The following is a 14379-nucleotide window of genomic DNA, read 5'->3' as shown; positions in this document are numbered from 1 at the left end:
CGTCTCCAAACCGTTGGTTCAGCACGGACGATCATCGTGGAAGGGATGGGCACCCGGTCTGGGAGCGGGAACTGGAAGCCTCAAGGCTGCGGATCATTCCCTGTTCGTGAGCGGCTAGCTTGACCGTTGGAGACAGTGGCTGAACCTTTTGGGACACCTCACTGTCTGCGGCAGAGTTTCACCCGTTTCTGGGTGTCCCTATAGCGGCATTTCGGTCATCTCTGGCCACCTTCTCCAGTTTGACGTCAGGGCTGAGCTCCCAAAGCCAATCCGGCACGGTACAGGGAGTTCATGGGCATCCTCTTCCTTGCGCTGTCCCTGCTCCCGCGATCAGGTGTGCTTTTCTTGATCCGCTTAACGAGGGAGCACCCAAAGCTCGGTATCCTCCTCGTCATCCGAGTCCATGCGGCGGTTCTCCATGGCAGTCCGGAGCCCCTCGATCGCATGCGCCGTCACGAGGCGCAGCCGCGTCTTCTGGTCGGGCGTAAGGCTCTGGTAAAGCGGCTGCCAGGCATCAGCGAGCTTTCTCAGGCCCGCCGCACGGTCCGCCAGGACATCGGCGCGCTGGCGATAAAGCTGCACCGGATCGACGTCGCGTTGCTGGTCCATGCGCTCTCCCAGCGCGGCCAGTCGGCGGGAGCGCGTCTCGGCTCTGGCGCGGATCGCCTCCTCCACGGCCGGCCAGAGTTTCTCCTGCTCCGGCGTGAGTTGCAGCGCGGCCTTGATCACCCCGACCCGAATGTCGGTCAGCATCTTGAACTCGGCCTGGCTCAGCCGTCCGCTTTCAGGCGTGCCACCCGGGCCGGAGCTGGCTTGCTGTGCGTGGGTCACTGGCGCGCCAACGATGAACATGGCCGCCACGACGCCGATCATTCCCTTCCGCATTCCGGTCTCCTGCTGGTTCCGTCGATCGTCAGTCTATGAACCGGACCGTGGCATGCTTGATACCTTGGGACTTCCCGTTGGCAGTTTGGGACACGGACGAAGCCGTGCCCTGGCCCGGCCTCTGCTCCATTCCCGGATTCTGGATAGCTGCGGACCTTTGGACCCTCCCGTCGACGGGGCTGCCGTTGCGATATGCAGGGGCTCCAGGGGCGGATCATGATGGCGCGCGTCCGACACGCCCTGGGAATGAAAGGAGTGTCATGCCTCGCTTCTTCTTTCACGTCAGGGGTGCACGCCAGGACCTGAGCCGCGACGAACTCGGGCTCGACTTTCCTGACGTGGAGACCGCCTATCGTGAGACGTTCTGCGCGGCCAGGGACATCAGCGCCGAACTCGCGGCGTGCGGCCAGCATCCGTGCGACTACACCATAGAGGTTATGGATGCCGCGGACGAACTGATCTTCAGGCTTCCGGTCTCCGACTCCCTCGACCATCGAGTTCCCCGCCTCACCGGGCGCTTCCGCCAATGACGCCGCTCGATGGCGTGGTCCGGTCCCATAATGAAGAGGCCCATCGCCGTCATCGGACCCGGGCGCGTCGGGAGAGCAAGGACGTAAAGGGCGGGCCGTTGCCGTCGATCAGCTTTCATCGTCCCAGCGCGACTCCTGGCTTAGTGAAGCCAGTAAATGTGTTTCCGAGGCGCGGTGACTACCTGCTTTGAAGGTGTGGGAAGGTCTCTTATGGGTCAAACTAGGCCTTTGGGCTTGGCCTTATGAAGGTCGGCTTACCCTATGATTACAGAAATTCGGCTTTCGTCTGCCTCGTGCCGATAGTGTTGAAAAAGTCCGGAACTGCCGATTTTTGCGTGGTCAGCATACAAGATGCTGGGCCCGATCTCGCACGCTGCCGCTACCAATAGGCTCATGCAGCGGCGCCAGGGAGTTTTTCAACAAAATCGGCCAGAAGGCGACCTTCCACTTCAAGCCCTACCCCTACCAACGTCTGCCCGAAATCTCTGACGCTGCGCCAAGCGCATCTTAATTTTGCGACTTCAACGAAAGTTCCCCCGATAGCCATGTTTTTGTTGGATGGCTGGAGTGCGTTCCACGACGAGGCTGAGATAATCCTGATCTGATCGGATGGTAGTTGCGTTGCCTGATTTGCTGACGCCAATCCGAAGACCCGGGAGGACCTCATGAAACATGGTTTGCTGCCCAGTCTGTTGCTCACTGCGTTACTCACAACCTCGGCACCTGTTTTTGCCCAGACCACCGACCAGAGCGCCGCGCTGGTGGAGCGCATCGCGGAACTAAAGAAGCGTGCCGTCGCAGGCGTGGAGGCCCGCGCCAAGCTCGCCCAGGAGATGAACGACTCCATCTTCAGCTTCGGCGAGCTCGCGTTCCAGGAGTTCGAGACCTCGAAGTACATCACCGACATCCTCGAGAAGAACGGCTTCTCGGTTCAGCGGAACGTTGCGGGCCTGCCAACGGGCTGGGTCGCCAAGTGGGGCTCCGGCGGTCCCGTGATCGCATTCGGCAGCGACATCGACTGCATCCCGAAGGCGTCCCAGAAACCGGGCGTCGCCTACCGCGAGCCCATGATCGAAGGCGCACCGGGGCACGGCGAAGGGCACAACTCGGGCCAGGCCCTGAACGTCGTTGCCGCGCTTGCCCTGAAGGAGATCATGGAGCAGGAGAAAATTCCCGGCACCATCATGCTCTGGCCCGGCGTGGCCGAGGAGCTCCTCGGGGGCAAGGCCTACATGGTCCGCGACGGCGTGTTCAACGGCGTGGACGCGGTCCTCTTCACCCATGTCGGCAACAATCTGGAGACCACCTGGGGCCAGCCCCGCGGCACGGGCATGGTCTCCGTCGAGTACACATACAGCGGCGAGTCCGCCCATTCCGCCTCGGCCCCCTGGCGGGGGCGCAGTGCGCTTGATGGCGTCGAGCTCATGAACATCGGCTGGAACATGCGCCGCGAGCACCTGCGGCCCGAGCAGCGCTCGCACTACGTGATCCCGGATGGCGGCGACCAGCCCAACGTCGTGCCGTCGGTCGCCAGCGTCTGGTACTTCATCCGCGAGCAGGACTTCGCGAACATCCGTAAGAACTTCGACATCGCCAACACCATCTCGGAAGCAGCGGCCAAGATGACGGACACCACCGTCACCCGAAAGGTGATCGGCACGGCGGCACCGCGCCACTTCAACAAGCCAATCGCTGATGCTGCCTATGCCAACATCCAGCAGGTTGGGCTGCCACAGTGGACCGAGGACGAGCAGGCCTTCGCCAAGGCCGTGCAGCGCACGGTCAAGGACAAGGAGGAAGGGCTCGCAAAGGAACTGAAGAAGCTCGAGCCGCCGCTGGAGAAGCCCGAGAGCGGCGGATCCGACGACATCGGCGACATCTCCTGGACGGTCCCGACGATTACGCTGAACTACCCGTCCAACATCCCCAACCTGCCGGGGCACCACTGGGCGAACGCCATGTCGATGGCCACGCCCATTGCACACAAGGGCATCGTCGCCGGGGCGAAGGTGATGGCGATGACGACCATCGACCTGCTGTCCAAGCCGGAACTGCTGGTGCAGGCCAAGGGGTATTTCGCCAACGAGCAGCAGAAGAACCAGAAGTACGTTCCGATGATCTCGGCCGAGGACAAGCCGCAGATCCATCTCAACGCCGACATCATGGCCAGATACCGGCCCGAGATGAAGAAGTACTACTACGACCCAACCAAGTACGCGACGTATCTCGACCAGTTGGGGATCAAGTTCCCGGTTCTGGAGAAACCTAAGAACTGAAACTCGCAACCGCACGGAGGCCCCTTCACGAGGCGCAATGATGCAACCGACGGCGGTCTCCGTGGACCGCCGTCATGCCCTTACCCAAAGTTGCGGGCCCTTCTGCAACAGCCGAGACAGGCCATAGCAGCAACACACATTCCAATCTGAACAACAAAGGTCGGCTTAGGGTCATCCTCTGCCGATCCCCTGCCCTTCAGGAGCGTCCGCTTCGGCGGGGAAAGCTGTACTCAGGGTTAGGTCTCAGATGTGCCATTCCCGGTCTTTCGAGAACTCATGGAATCTAAGCAGATGACTTCTCGCTCTTCAGCGTGACGGCCAGAAGGCCGCCCTCAGCGGTACGACGGTGGCGCTCGTGTTCACCCCGAGGCATAAGGAGGCACGTTTTGGCAGTTCTTCCCCGTCCAGGACAGTGGCAAGCCGTTGATCGTAGCCTATTGGGCCAGAGTGGCATTCAACGTCGTCAACATGGTCGGCAACTCCCAGACATACATCAACCCTCAATGTCCGGTGGCCAGCATGGCCAGAACCCTGGACGCGCCTGTTGCCATGTCGATGTGCTCCAAGTTTACCAACGCGGTGAACAGGATCCGGCAACGAGGGCCAACTAGCCATGGGCTGGACCGGGCGCAAGTGCCCGGTCCAGCCCATTCATCATTGAGCCCCAGAGACCGCCAGCACGGTAGTCAGGATCGTCTTCTTTACCGTGTGGTTGCTCTCCGGATCGGTGTCGATCCACTCATCAAGCGAGTGGGAGCGATCCGCCTTGGCAACGCGGGGGATCGTGACCGCCGGTATGCCCAAGCTCATGGGCATGTTCGAGTCGGTCGAGCCGCACTCATAGGTCGGCTTGCTCCCGTTCGCCAGGAAGGCGGCCGTCGTGAGTTGCACGAGATCCGTCTTCTCGTCCGTCCGCCCCGCAGGCCTGTCACCCACGAGTTTGATGTCCGCCGTGATCGATCCTTCCTTGATCGACCGGGCGAAGTTCTCCGTCTCCAGGGACTGGTTCACGATCGCGAGGAAGCGCTTCTCCAGGCGCTCGAGCTCCTTGGCATCCTCGGAGCGCATGTCGAACTCCATCCAGACCTCGTTCGGGATCGAATTAACCGAGGTCCCCCCCTGCGTCACACTTGCCGAGTAGGTGGTCTTCGGCTTGGTCGGGGTCTGGATCTTGTACATCTCGACCACTGTCTGAGCCATCGCCGCCATAGGATTGACGAGGCCGAAGGCACCGAAGCTGTGCCCGCCGGGGCCCTTGTAGGTCACCCGATAGCGCTTCGACCCGACGCCGCAGTTCGTGAGGCGAGTCGTGCTGCTGCCATCGAGCGAGTAGAAGTACTTGACCTGGTCCTTGTACTTGCCCTTGGTGAAGAAGTAGCGCACGCCGCGCAGGTCGCCGAGGCCTTCCTCTCCGACGTCGCCCAGGAAGACGATGTCGCTCTTCGTCTTGATCCCGGCGGCATCCATCGCGCGGACGATGCTGAGCAGGGTGGCGAGTCCAGCGCTGTCGTCGCCGACCCCTGGGGCCGCCAAGCGGGTGCCGTCCCGCTTGACCTTGACGTCCGTTCCCTCGGGAAAGACGGTGTCGAGGTGGGCGGACACCACCACCAGCGGACCTCCTCCGGTGCCCTTTCGCACGCCAATGGCGTTGCCTTCCTCGTCGAGCTCGACGTCGCTCAGGCCATGAGTCTTGAACATCTCCATGTAAGCCTTGGCCCGCTCCTGCTCCTTGAAGGGCGGAGCGGGGATCTCGGTCAGCTTGATGACCTCGCTGATCCAGCGGTCATGGTCCTTCTGGAGCGCGTCGACGGCCGTTTTGAAGGATTGGCTGTCCATGATGCGCTTCACGGTCTCGGTGTGCGCTGGTGCAACGTCCTGAGCAATGGCCGGGCCTGCAATCAAAGTTCCGACCACCAGAGCGTGTTTCAGTTTCCTTAGAGCCGAATGCATCGATTACTTCCTCCTGGTTGTTCTGTGCTGGGATCAGCACAGATGGAAAAGGCAAATGAGCGGGAGCTTTGTTTAGCTCTCCGCGAGGGACATCGCGAGCGATCGTCGCTGAACAACGTATGCGGGCAGAAGAGCCAAGATCCATCCTGTAGCTAGTATGCTGACTGCGATGAGGTACTCGCTTGAGGCGAGTGTCGGGGTAAGCTCCACGCCTGTATCAGCGGCAAGCCACTGGCTTACTCCGTATGAGAGCCCATATCCGGCCACAAGGCCGAGCACCACACCGGCGAGCACCAACGTGGCGGTAAAGCCCCAAGCAATGGCAGCAATGAAGAGCCGAGGAGCGCCCAGAGCTCTTAAGGTGATGAGCTGTGGTACGAGAAACCGAAACAATAATAGCACACCCATCACGATGGCCATCAAGACCAGCGCTTGTGTGACGATGGCGAGCAGGCTCATGAGCTGGCGCAAGTCGCCCATCACAGAGTAGAGACGGGTCAGCGCTTCGGCGGGAAAGAACGCCATGGACTCGTTGGTCGTATAGGCATTGCGAAGCTGATATGCGGCGGCGATCGTAGTAGGTCTAACCACGGCTGCCGGGACGCCGGGCGTCCGGGTAGGATCGAAGGGCGGGCCGACCGCTTCGCTGCCTTCCTCGTGGCCATCAGGGAGTGAATGGAGCTGCCATACGTGCTCGACCGGCAGCATGATGGCGCTATCCCACGGCGAGCCTGTCGGCTTCATCCGGCCTACGACCGTGATCATTGAACCATGCTCGTGAGGATCGGTGTCTTCCTCCGGATTGCCGTCGCGTGGGATGCCGTGCGTCGGTCGGAAAGTCTCCCCGACCTTCATGGGCGAGGCAGCTCCCACAACCGCCTCCTCTCGACGGGCGAAAACTCGGCCTTCCTGCAATTCGTTCGATAAATGAATGACGAGCTGGCTTGTTGTTCCAACAATGGGAGCGCCGCGGTGGCTGTCTCCGAAGCCGATTGGAGCCACAAACACTGCCCGTTTGTCATTTAAGAGGCGCGCCGTTACTTCTGGCGGGAGCAATTTGGTCGTTCCAGGGCGCAGAAACACAGCGGTAAGCAAGACATCGGTTTGGCTCCCGGGGGCTGCCACGATCAGATCGAAGCGGTCGGCCGCACGGGCGCTGCCGGTGCGCAAGGCCCGCTCTTGCGAGATGAGCGCTACCGCAAGGCTGACACCTGCTGCAACAAGGAAGACGAATGCGAGGGCGGCCCAGCGATGCCGGACGAGGAACGCACGTACAATGGGCCAAGGATTCATGCGAGGTCTCCCGCTCGGAGCCCAACGAAAGGATCCACAGCAGGCGGGCCCATCCGCCCAGCCTTCAATGAAATCACTTCGTGTGCCCGGGAAACGAGCAGGTCATCATGAGTGACACATACGACAGCCTTCCCCTGTCCGGCGAGGCCCTCAAGGGTCTTGGCGACCGAGGCGGCATTTGCGCGATCGAGGCTGGCGGTCGGTTCGTCCGCGAGGATGATCGCGGGGTCCATCAGGAGAGCGCGGGCAATGGCAACCCGCTGCCGCTCGCCACGGGACAGACGCGACGTCGGAACGGAACGCTCCAGCAATCCGAAATCGCGAGTAAGCGTGCGGGCCCGTTCGCGCAGGATTGAAGGAACCCGATAGTGACCGAACAGCGCCGGCGTTGTGACATTCTCGAGCACGGTGAGTTCGTCGATGAGGCGAAAATCCTGGAACACCATTCCGCAGTTGTGACGCCGCCATGTGTCACGAGCGCTCTCCCCTAAGGAGCTGACGATCACGCCACCATGACGGATCTCGCCTGAACGCGGGACGAGAATGCCCGCGATGCAATGCAGGAGGGTCGTTTTTCCAGAACCCGATGGGCCGACAATGGCAGTAATTTGACCGGGTTTGAACTGTGCAGTGACGCCGGACAGAGCATTGAACCGGTCGCCGGTCGCGTCGCAGAAGGAAACCTCAAGCTGGAAGACTGAAAGCCCGACCTCAGCGTCATGCGGGCTCACGCACCCGCCCTCTGGAAGACTGCGTCTGTCAACCTGACCTTACTGACGAAGCCAGTCGTCGGGTCAATCGCAGGACCAACCTCGAGCGTTCCCTGCACCAGGATGAGTGTTCCAGGCGCAGCCATCTCCTGCTTGGCGCGCATGCGCACGAACACGATCGAGTCGATCCATTCACCCTCCGATGCACAGAAGGGGCAGGTCTCAACCGGTGTGTTCGACAAGATGAAGAAGTCGGAGTCGACCTTCAGATGGGGTGCCATGAAACCCTGCATGGCAATGCGTGTCCCCTTCAGCTCATCTGCCCGTGGAGAGAAGGACCCGTCGTGATTATAGAGTTCGCCCATGCGGATCCTGGTCGCAGCTAAGCCCGCTTTTGGAAGAAGTCCGGCCGCCAGGGCGGCTGTGAGGAGAGTTCGTCTGGTCACCATGGCAAGTATGCCTCCTGACACGCTTTGCTCAGGTTGACGGCTGGGCTTGAAAACGGCCCAATCCAGCCTGCTCTATTGTGATTAGACCCACGAGTCGTCGATTAGTTCAACGAACTTGAGCCTATCCTTCGCGACCAAGGTGTCAACGGTCGTAGCCTCGATCAAGGCCTTCAAAGATGGGTTTGCACGAATGGTGATAGGACATGCTGCCGTGCCTTGATCGAGCGTAGCAGCAGCACTCCCTACAGCCAGCAGGAAGGACGAGCCATACCGCTGCCTGAGGTCGCATATTGATAGCTTACTTCATAGCTCATTGGATCCACACGCCAGTGATAGTCAGCATCAAGCTTAGATTATAAGTAGTTTGGCTGATCCAGCAGCATGTCGGCTGTAGTGCAGCCCAGAGGTTGCTATTATACCAAGCGGCATGAAGGCTGACTCATTTGGGGTTTCCCGCTGGGCGCATGTCTGATTCCATGCTGGCGAGCAGGAGGTTCGCCATGCGCCCAGGGATCGAGCTTCGCCAGGATTATGATGCGCCCCGGCTGCGGGCTCTGGCCAAGGCGACACGGAATGCGGGACAAAGCCGACGATTGCTGGCGCTGGCCGAGATCTACGACGGCGGCACGCGGACCAAGGCGGCGCGGCTCGGCGGGGTCGGGCTGCAGACGGTGCGGGATTGGGTGGTGCGGTTCAACGCCCATGGGCCCGACGGCCTGGTCGACGGCAAGGCGCCGGGGAATGTCTGCAGGCTGAGTGCCTGCCACCGGGAGGCCTTGCTGGCCCTGGTGGAGAGCGGCCCCATTCCTGCTGTCCATGGCGTGGTGCGCTGGCGGCTGGAGGATCTGGTGCAGTGGCTCTGGGACGAGTTCCGGATTGGGGTGAGCCAGACGACCCTGGGCCGCGAGCTGCGGGCGCTGGGCTACCGCAAGCTCTCGGCCCGCCCGCGCCATCATGCCAAGAGCGAGGCCGCAGTGGCGGTTTTTAAAAAGAGCTTCCCGCGCGTCTGGCGGAAATCGCAGCCAGCGAGGCCGCTGGCAAGCCGCTAGAGATCTGGTTTGCCGACGAGGCGCGGATCGGCCAGAAGAACAAGATCACCCGGCGCTGGGCTAAGCGCGGCACCCGTCCCTCGCCGCCGCGGGATTTGAGGACGGCCTCGACCTATATCTTCGGGGCGATCTGCCCGGCTGAAGGCAAAGCCGCCGGCCTGGTGCTGCCGCGCTGCACGACCGAGGCGATGACGCTGCATCTGGCTGAGATCTCGCAAGCGGTGGCGCCCGGGGCTCACGCCGTGCTGCTGCTCGATCAGGCGGGCTGGCACGTCTCGCGCAAGCTGCAGGTGCCATCGAACATCACGCTTCTGCCACTACCGGCGAAAGCGCCTGAGCTGAATCCGGTCGAGAACATCTGGCAGTATCTGCGGGAGAACTGGCTCTCCAACCGGGTGTTCACCTCCTACACCGACATCCTCGATCACTGCTGCGCGGCTTGGAACAAGCTCGTCGCGCAGCCTTGGACCATCATGTCCATCGGCCTGCGCGACTGGGCCAATGCATGAGCATCAGTGCCGATTGGTATTACTTGCTCTCACGCGCACCTTGGAAGGTCCGTTGGGGTCCAAAGTGTAACGTAGAGCGGATCCAATGAAGGTCCGCTTCTCGCCTCATGACGGTCCAAGTGCTTACGTCTCAGGAGTGCCAAAAGTTGACGTTGCTGCCCTTGTCGCTGGGTCAAGTTGCTGGGTTCCATCAGAGGTGACGATAAGCGGGGCGAGATTGGCCGTCAGGCCTGGGGCAACATCTCGATCGGATCATCAACGCGGGGAAGGTCGATGGAAAGCGCCGCGGCCTCACGGGCGCGTGACAATGCAACCTGCGACGTTACTGGCCTTGGGCGCCACGTTGCCGAAACCGGGTGAACACGAACCGCTGCCGACCACCCGATGGTGTCTGATGATCCTCCTCGAAGGCCTCGATCAGCTCGAACTCGGGGCCGAGAAGGACCGCGATCGCGTCCGGGTCCGCCCGCAGCACAGGCAGCCCGCTGCACCGCTCGGGCCCGCTCGGCGCGAAGCCCGAGACCAGGACAAAACCGCCCGGCCTCACAGTGCGGCGGAGCGCATCCACATAGGCGACCCGATCCTGCGGCTCCGTCAGGAAATGCAGGACCGCCCGGTCGTGCCAGAGGTCAACCGGAAAATCCGGCTCCCATGTGGCGACGTCGGCAACGATGAAGCGAACAGATATCCCTTTCCCGCCGAGACGTGCCTTGGTCCTTGCCAGGGCGGCGGCCGAGACATCCAGCACGGCGATGTTGGTGAACCCCTCGCCCAGAAGAGCGTCTGGCAGGCGCGAGGCCCCTGCTCCAACGTCGAGGATGGATGCGTCCTTCGGCAGGTGGCAGGCGCGGATCAGGCGCAGCGAGGTTTCTGGTACAGGCTGATACCAACTGACCGCCTCGTCCGCCTTGGTGGTGTAGACGGTGTCCCAGTGTCCCTCTCGTGTGTCCGCCATTGTTGTCTCCTGCGTGCCGACCGGCCCTTCAGGCAAGGTCGGCACAGGTGTCAGACTGATTGTAGCACTGTTGGCACAGCCGCACGCTACCGCTATCCGCAGCGTGCTAGACGTCGCCTCAAGGACGTCGACGAGGAGATGCGGTGTTCGGCATCGCCCCCGACGGGCGGCCTCACGCCGGCAAGGCTCCCTCCTGCGGGATGAAGACGCTTCCTACTCGATCAGTTCGTCGGCCCAGGCAAGCAGGCTTTGCGGCAGGTCGAGGTTGATCGCCCTTGCGGTCGCCTGGTTGATGGCCAGTTCGAGCTTGGTCGGCTGCTCGACCGGCAGATCGCTTGGCCTGGCTCCCTTGAGGATCCTGTCAACATAGTCAGCCGAGCGGCGGCCCATGGTGGCGAGGCTCGGGCCGTAGGCCATCAAGCCGCCCTCGACGACGTACTCCCGCATCTCGTACATGGACGGCAGGCCGGTCCTGGCCGCGAAGTCGACCAGCGCCTTGCGCCGGCTGAGGGTGACCGGATCGCAGAGCTGGAACACCGTGTCGGGTGGCGTCGGGGCCTTGGCCACGGCCCGGATCGCCTCTTCCCAATCGTCGCTCTTGCGGATCTCGAAGTACTGGATCTCAAGGCCCAATTCCTGCGCCACGCGTTGCGCCTCCCTGATCCCCGGCGCCTTGTCCGGCGCAGCCAGGGAAGCCCAGACCAGCGCGAGCCGCTTCATGCCCGGGAAAGCCTCTTTGAGCAACTGAAGGCGCTTGCCGTTCAGGTGAGTGGACAGGGTCGTGAGCCCCGTGATGTTGCCGCCCGGCTTCGAGAGGCTTTCCACGAGACCGGTTTCGACCGGGTCGCTGCTGACGGCCATGACGATCGGCACCGTACCGGTCGCGTTCCTGGCAGCAACGATGGCCGGATAGGTCTCCGCCACGATCACGTTCACGCCTGCGTTGACCAGCTCGGTGGCGAGTTGCGGGAGCCGTTCATCCTTTCCGTCCGCGCCGCGCCATTCGAGGACGACGTTCTGTCCGGGAACATAGCCGCGGCTGCGCAATCCGTCCTGGAACGCCCCGAAGACGGGTGAGTGCCCTTGAGGGGGAACGGACAGAAAGCCGATGCGTGGTGTGGAGGCTTGTGCGGATGCGGACCCCATTCTGGCGAGGAAGGGCAGGCTCACCAGCCCGCCCAGGCTCTTGAGAACCTGGCGGCGGCTCCGGGATCCTTGATCCTGCACATGGGGCAAGCTGGCGGAATTGCTCTTCATGGCATCCTCCATATGCTCCGCCAACTCTACTCCTCATCCGGAGATCGGCAAAGGAATGCGAGGGGCCAAGCCCTGGGCCTGACCTGCACGTCGGACTGCGGCAGGGATGCATGATCCACAAATGAAGCCGCAGCGGCAAAACCGCAGCTACATACAGCGATGGGCCAAGCCCTTTATCGGCAATGGCACGTCTCAGTTCTGGGCGAGCTTCAGGTCCGTCAGAGAGCCGGCGTAGAAGCTGACGTTGTGGAACGCGTTCCTGGCGATCTCCTCGGCCACGTCGCGCGCCTGCCCTGCATCGGCCCCGAACACCACGATGCGGGTGGCATGGTCCTCCATCGGCAGCCGTCCGTCGTCCTTGGCCTTGGACACCTCGGCCTTGGGCAGATGGCGGGCGCCTGTCATGGTGCCGGCCTTGAACTCCTCGAGGGAGCGCGCGTCGAAGAACACCGCTGTCTTGTCGCCCTCCCGGATGTACCGGATGCCCTCGGGCGCGATTTGCGTCACGCCGATCAGTGCCCGCCAGACCGGGATCCCGAGCTGATAACGCCGCACGCTCGTGTAGCCTGCCGCAACCAGTTCCTCAGCCAGACGCTTGCTCTTTCCGCAGAATGGCCCGTTGCAGTAGAGCACAATGGGGGCATCCTTCCTGTCGCCCAGCACCCGCCCGATCTCCGCAACATCCGATACGTAAACTGACATCGGCACGCCTGCCTTGGGCGAGACATTCACGGCTCCAGGAATATGGCTGATCGCGAACTCCATTTGCGGTCTGGCGTCAAAGACGACGGTGCTCTTGTCGGCCAAGATCCGGCGCAACTCATCGGTTGCGACCTCTGGCGTCTTGTCGTTCGGCTGAGACAGGGTCGCCTTCATGATGTCGGGCGACGTCTGAGCAGAAGATGGACCCGTTGAGAGTGCGACCATTCCAAGCATTGGGACCAGAGCACTGATCAGAACAGGCTTGAGAGCTTGGTGAGACCATGAGGACATTGCGAATACCTCCGTGAGAGGATGGGGATCGTCGCTTCAGGTCGAGATACAAACGGTGTTCCCAGCCTGCTGCGAGCGTGTGGGATGGCCGTTAAAGGTGGGCCAAGTCGCTGCTCCTGGATGTCGAACTGGGAACTTGGGCAGGGCAGCCATGTAACGTCTTCTGCCTCTTGCTTACCGGATGGGTCCGCAGTACGAAAATACATAATTGGCCAGCTTGATATAAGTTTAGGTTATGAGACTGGAAGCACGACTGCGGGCCCTTGCGGCGTTCGCCCGACTGCGCTCGTTCTCAGGGGCGGCACAGGAACTGCGGATCAGCCAGCCCGCTGTGTCGAAGCACATTGCCGACCTTGAGGATGAGATCGGGGCTGTTCTGGTCGAGCGTCAGGCCCGCGGCGGCGCCCTCACCCCTGCCGGGGAGTTCCTCGCCAACCATCTGTTACGCGCCGAAGCAATCCTGGCTCAGGCCGCCCGCGGCCTGAGCGAGTTCAGCAAGCCTGGTTCGGGAGTTCTGACGATAGTTGGATCGGGCAATACGGGAACATATCTCCTGACGGACGTCATCGCCGAGTTCCAGCAGCGCTATCCTGGTATGCGGGTCGTCCTTGAACTGGCGACCTCGGCGAAGGCAGTCGAACTGTTGCGAGGCCATCGGGCCGAATTCGGGGTGGTCGGAGGGTTCGTGGCGGCGCCGGAGATCGAGGCCGAGCCCCTGGTTGAGGATGAGATCGTCATTGTTGGGCCACCGCAGTTCCGCGGCAGGAAGCCGACGCGGGAGGAACTGGAGGCTCTCACATGGATCTCACGCGAGGAGGGCTCATCGACCCGGCTGGTTGTGGAGGCTGCGTGTGTTGACCTCGGGATCACCCCGAAGCGGCGGCTTGAGCTGCCGTCCTGGGAAGCGATCAAGATCGCAGTGCGGCACGGCTATGGCATTGCTGGATGCAGTCGCTTTGCTATCCAGGATGAGCTCCAGGCCGGTGCGCTTGTCATCATCCCGGTGCCCTACTGGAAGGTGCGCAAGACCATGTCGATCATTTGGTTCCGCGACGCGGCGCTGACCCCTTCAGCGCAGCAGTTCCTGAACCTGCTGCGCACACGCTGGGCTGGCGACGAAGCGCGCTGAAGAAGCCTCCAAGCGAGCAGCACCACGGCAAGGGCTTGCGAAGCGGAGCTTCCATATGGAAATCGCTGAATGTCGCTTGTGGGTCAAGAACCGCCTTTAAGCGTGGCTGTGTGAAGGTCAGCTCATCGCGCAGCTGCAGACGTTCGTCTACCCAACTCAAACTATGGCTGGACTGGCGCCGGTTGTCCGAATTTCGTCTGCTGTTACCCGTGGCGTTACCCGAGAGAAAGGCAGCTGCAAGACTGCAGACGCAAGAAAGCGATAAAACCCTTGCCGGTTAAGGGTTTGAGATGGTGAGCGCGCTGGGACTCGAACCCTGTAGTAGTCGGCATTTGATCTGACATTCAGCGTCAGAGAGTGATCGGGTTGAGCCTGTCCGGCAGGATCAGGCTGC

Annotated in this window: 12 protein-coding genes; 4 read left to right on the top strand and 8 right to left on the bottom strand. The window is 62.0% G+C overall.

The features are described 5' to 3' along the window. Window positions 1-354: 354 nt before the first annotated feature. Window positions 355-885, bottom strand: coding sequence for a Spy/CpxP family protein refolding chaperone (locus tag ILT44_RS13565; protein ID WP_204240128.1), 531 nt, complete (start codon window positions 883-885; stop codon window positions 355-357). A 260-nt stretch (window positions 886-1145) separates the two neighbouring features. Here ILT44_RS13565 and ILT44_RS13560 point away from each other — a divergent pair, with 260 nt between their 5' ends. Together ILT44_RS13560 and ILT44_RS13555 are read left to right on the top strand one after the other, a co-directional pair. After that, the gene (locus tag ILT44_RS13560) at window positions 1146-1415 is read left to right on the top strand and encodes a DUF6894 family protein (protein ID WP_204240127.1); all 270 of its coding nucleotides are present in this window, start codon (window positions 1146-1148) and stop codon (window positions 1413-1415) included. Window positions 1416-2080: 665 nt separating this feature from the next. Then, complete coding sequence (locus ILT44_RS13555) at window positions 2081-3691, top strand: amidohydrolase (protein ID WP_204240126.1); 1611 nt, start codon at window positions 2081-2083, stop codon at window positions 3689-3691. Window positions 3692-4345: 654 nt separating this feature from the next. On the opposite strand, the gene ILT44_RS13550 is transcribed toward ILT44_RS13555, so the two are convergent. The 4 genes from ILT44_RS13550 to ILT44_RS13535 form a co-directional block, all read right to left on the bottom strand. Further along, the gene (locus tag ILT44_RS13550; protein WP_204240125.1) at window positions 4346-5641 is read right to left on the bottom strand and encodes a M20/M25/M40 family metallo-hydrolase; all 1296 of its coding nucleotides are present in this window, start codon (window positions 5639-5641) and stop codon (window positions 4346-4348) included. A gap of 72 nt (window positions 5642-5713) precedes the next feature. After that, window positions 5714-6811 (bottom strand): ABC transporter permease family protein, encoded by a 1098-nt coding sequence (locus ILT44_RS13545; protein WP_204240124.1) that lies wholly within the window; start codon window positions 6809-6811, stop codon window positions 5714-5716. Between the two features lie 119 nt (window positions 6812-6930). Further along, a complete protein-coding gene (locus ILT44_RS13540; RefSeq protein WP_204240123.1) occupies window positions 6931-7665 on the bottom strand; it encodes an ABC transporter ATP-binding protein in 735 nt (244 codons plus the stop codon). Further along, window positions 7662-8093, bottom strand: a complete 432-nt coding sequence (locus ILT44_RS13535) for a hypothetical protein (RefSeq protein WP_204240122.1) — start codon at window positions 8091-8093, stop codon at window positions 7662-7664. The genes ILT44_RS13540 and ILT44_RS13535 overlap by 4 nt, the downstream gene beginning before the upstream one ends. A 500-nt stretch (window positions 8094-8593) precedes the next feature. On the opposite strand from ILT44_RS13535, the gene ILT44_RS13530 reads away from it, so the two are divergent. Next, window positions 8594-9651 (top strand): IS630 family transposase gene (locus tag ILT44_RS13530; protein WP_204240121.1). Its coding sequence is split into 2 segments (ribosomal slippage): window positions 8594-9127 and window positions 9130-9651, totalling 1056 coding nucleotides; the frame shifts between segments, so codons are not numbered across the junction. 322 nt (window positions 9652-9973) lie between these two features. Here ILT44_RS13530 and ILT44_RS13525 read toward each other — a convergent pair. The 3 genes from ILT44_RS13525 to ILT44_RS13515 all read right to left on the bottom strand — a co-directional run bounded on the left by ILT44_RS13525 (window position 9974) and on the right by ILT44_RS13515 (window position 12856). After that, window positions 9974-10606, bottom strand: coding sequence for a class I SAM-dependent methyltransferase (locus ILT44_RS13525; RefSeq protein ID WP_204240120.1), 633 nt, complete (start codon window positions 10604-10606; stop codon window positions 9974-9976). 213 nt (window positions 10607-10819) lie between these two features. Continuing rightward, window positions 10820-11863: an ABC transporter substrate-binding protein gene (locus ILT44_RS13520; protein ID WP_204240119.1), complete on the bottom strand. Its 1044-nt coding sequence runs from the start codon at window positions 11861-11863 to the stop codon at window positions 10820-10822. A gap of 192 nt (window positions 11864-12055) precedes the next feature. Beyond that, entirely contained in the window at window positions 12056-12856 is an 801-nt protein-coding gene (locus ILT44_RS13515) for a rhodanese-like domain-containing protein (RefSeq protein WP_204240118.1), read from the bottom strand. A gap of 235 nt (window positions 12857-13091) precedes the next feature. On the opposite strand from ILT44_RS13515, the gene ILT44_RS13510 reads away from it, so the two are divergent. Further along, window positions 13092-13985, top strand: a complete 894-nt coding sequence (locus ILT44_RS13510; RefSeq protein ID WP_204240117.1) for a LysR substrate-binding domain-containing protein — start codon at window positions 13092-13094, stop codon at window positions 13983-13985. Window positions 13986-14379: the final 394 nt, after the last annotated feature.

The organism is Microvirga arvi (genome assembly GCF_016892765.1).
In the GTDB taxonomy this organism is placed as follows: domain Bacteria; phylum Pseudomonadota; class Alphaproteobacteria; order Rhizobiales; family Beijerinckiaceae; genus Microvirga; species Microvirga arvi.
Note: the sequence above shows the minus strand (reverse complement) of the source record. Positions and strands in the feature narration are given on the sequence as shown.

Bases quoted from the DNA above. Each gene is read 5' to 3' on its own strand.
- ILT44_RS13535 (WP_204240122.1), bottom strand. From the start codon at position 8,093: ATGGTGACCAGACGAACTCTCCTCACAGCCGCCCTGGCGGCCGGACTT.
- ILT44_RS13560 (WP_204240127.1), top strand. From the start codon at position 1,146: ATGCCTCGCTTCTTCTTTCACGTCAGGGGTGCACGCCAGGACCTGAGC.
- ILT44_RS13515 (WP_204240118.1), bottom strand. From the start codon at position 12,856: ATGTCCTCATGGTCTCACCAAGCTCTCAAGCCTGTTCTGATCAGTGCT.
- ILT44_RS13510 (WP_204240117.1), top strand. From the start codon at position 13,092: ATGAGACTGGAAGCACGACTGCGGGCCCTTGCGGCGTTCGCCCGACTG.
- ILT44_RS13520 (WP_204240119.1), bottom strand. From the start codon at position 11,863: ATGAAGAGCAATTCCGCCAGCTTGCCCCATGTGCAGGATCAAGGATCC.
- ILT44_RS13555 (WP_204240126.1), top strand. From the start codon at position 2,081: ATGAAACATGGTTTGCTGCCCAGTCTGTTGCTCACTGCGTTACTCACA.
- ILT44_RS13525 (WP_204240120.1), bottom strand. From the start codon at position 10,606: ATGGCGGACACACGAGAGGGACACTGGGACACCGTCTACACCACCAAG.
- ILT44_RS13550 (WP_204240125.1), bottom strand. From the start codon at position 5,641: ATGCATTCGGCTCTAAGGAAACTGAAACACGCTCTGGTGGTCGGAACT.
- ILT44_RS13565 (WP_204240128.1), bottom strand. From the start codon at position 885: ATGCGGAAGGGAATGATCGGCGTCGTGGCGGCCATGTTCATCGTTGGC.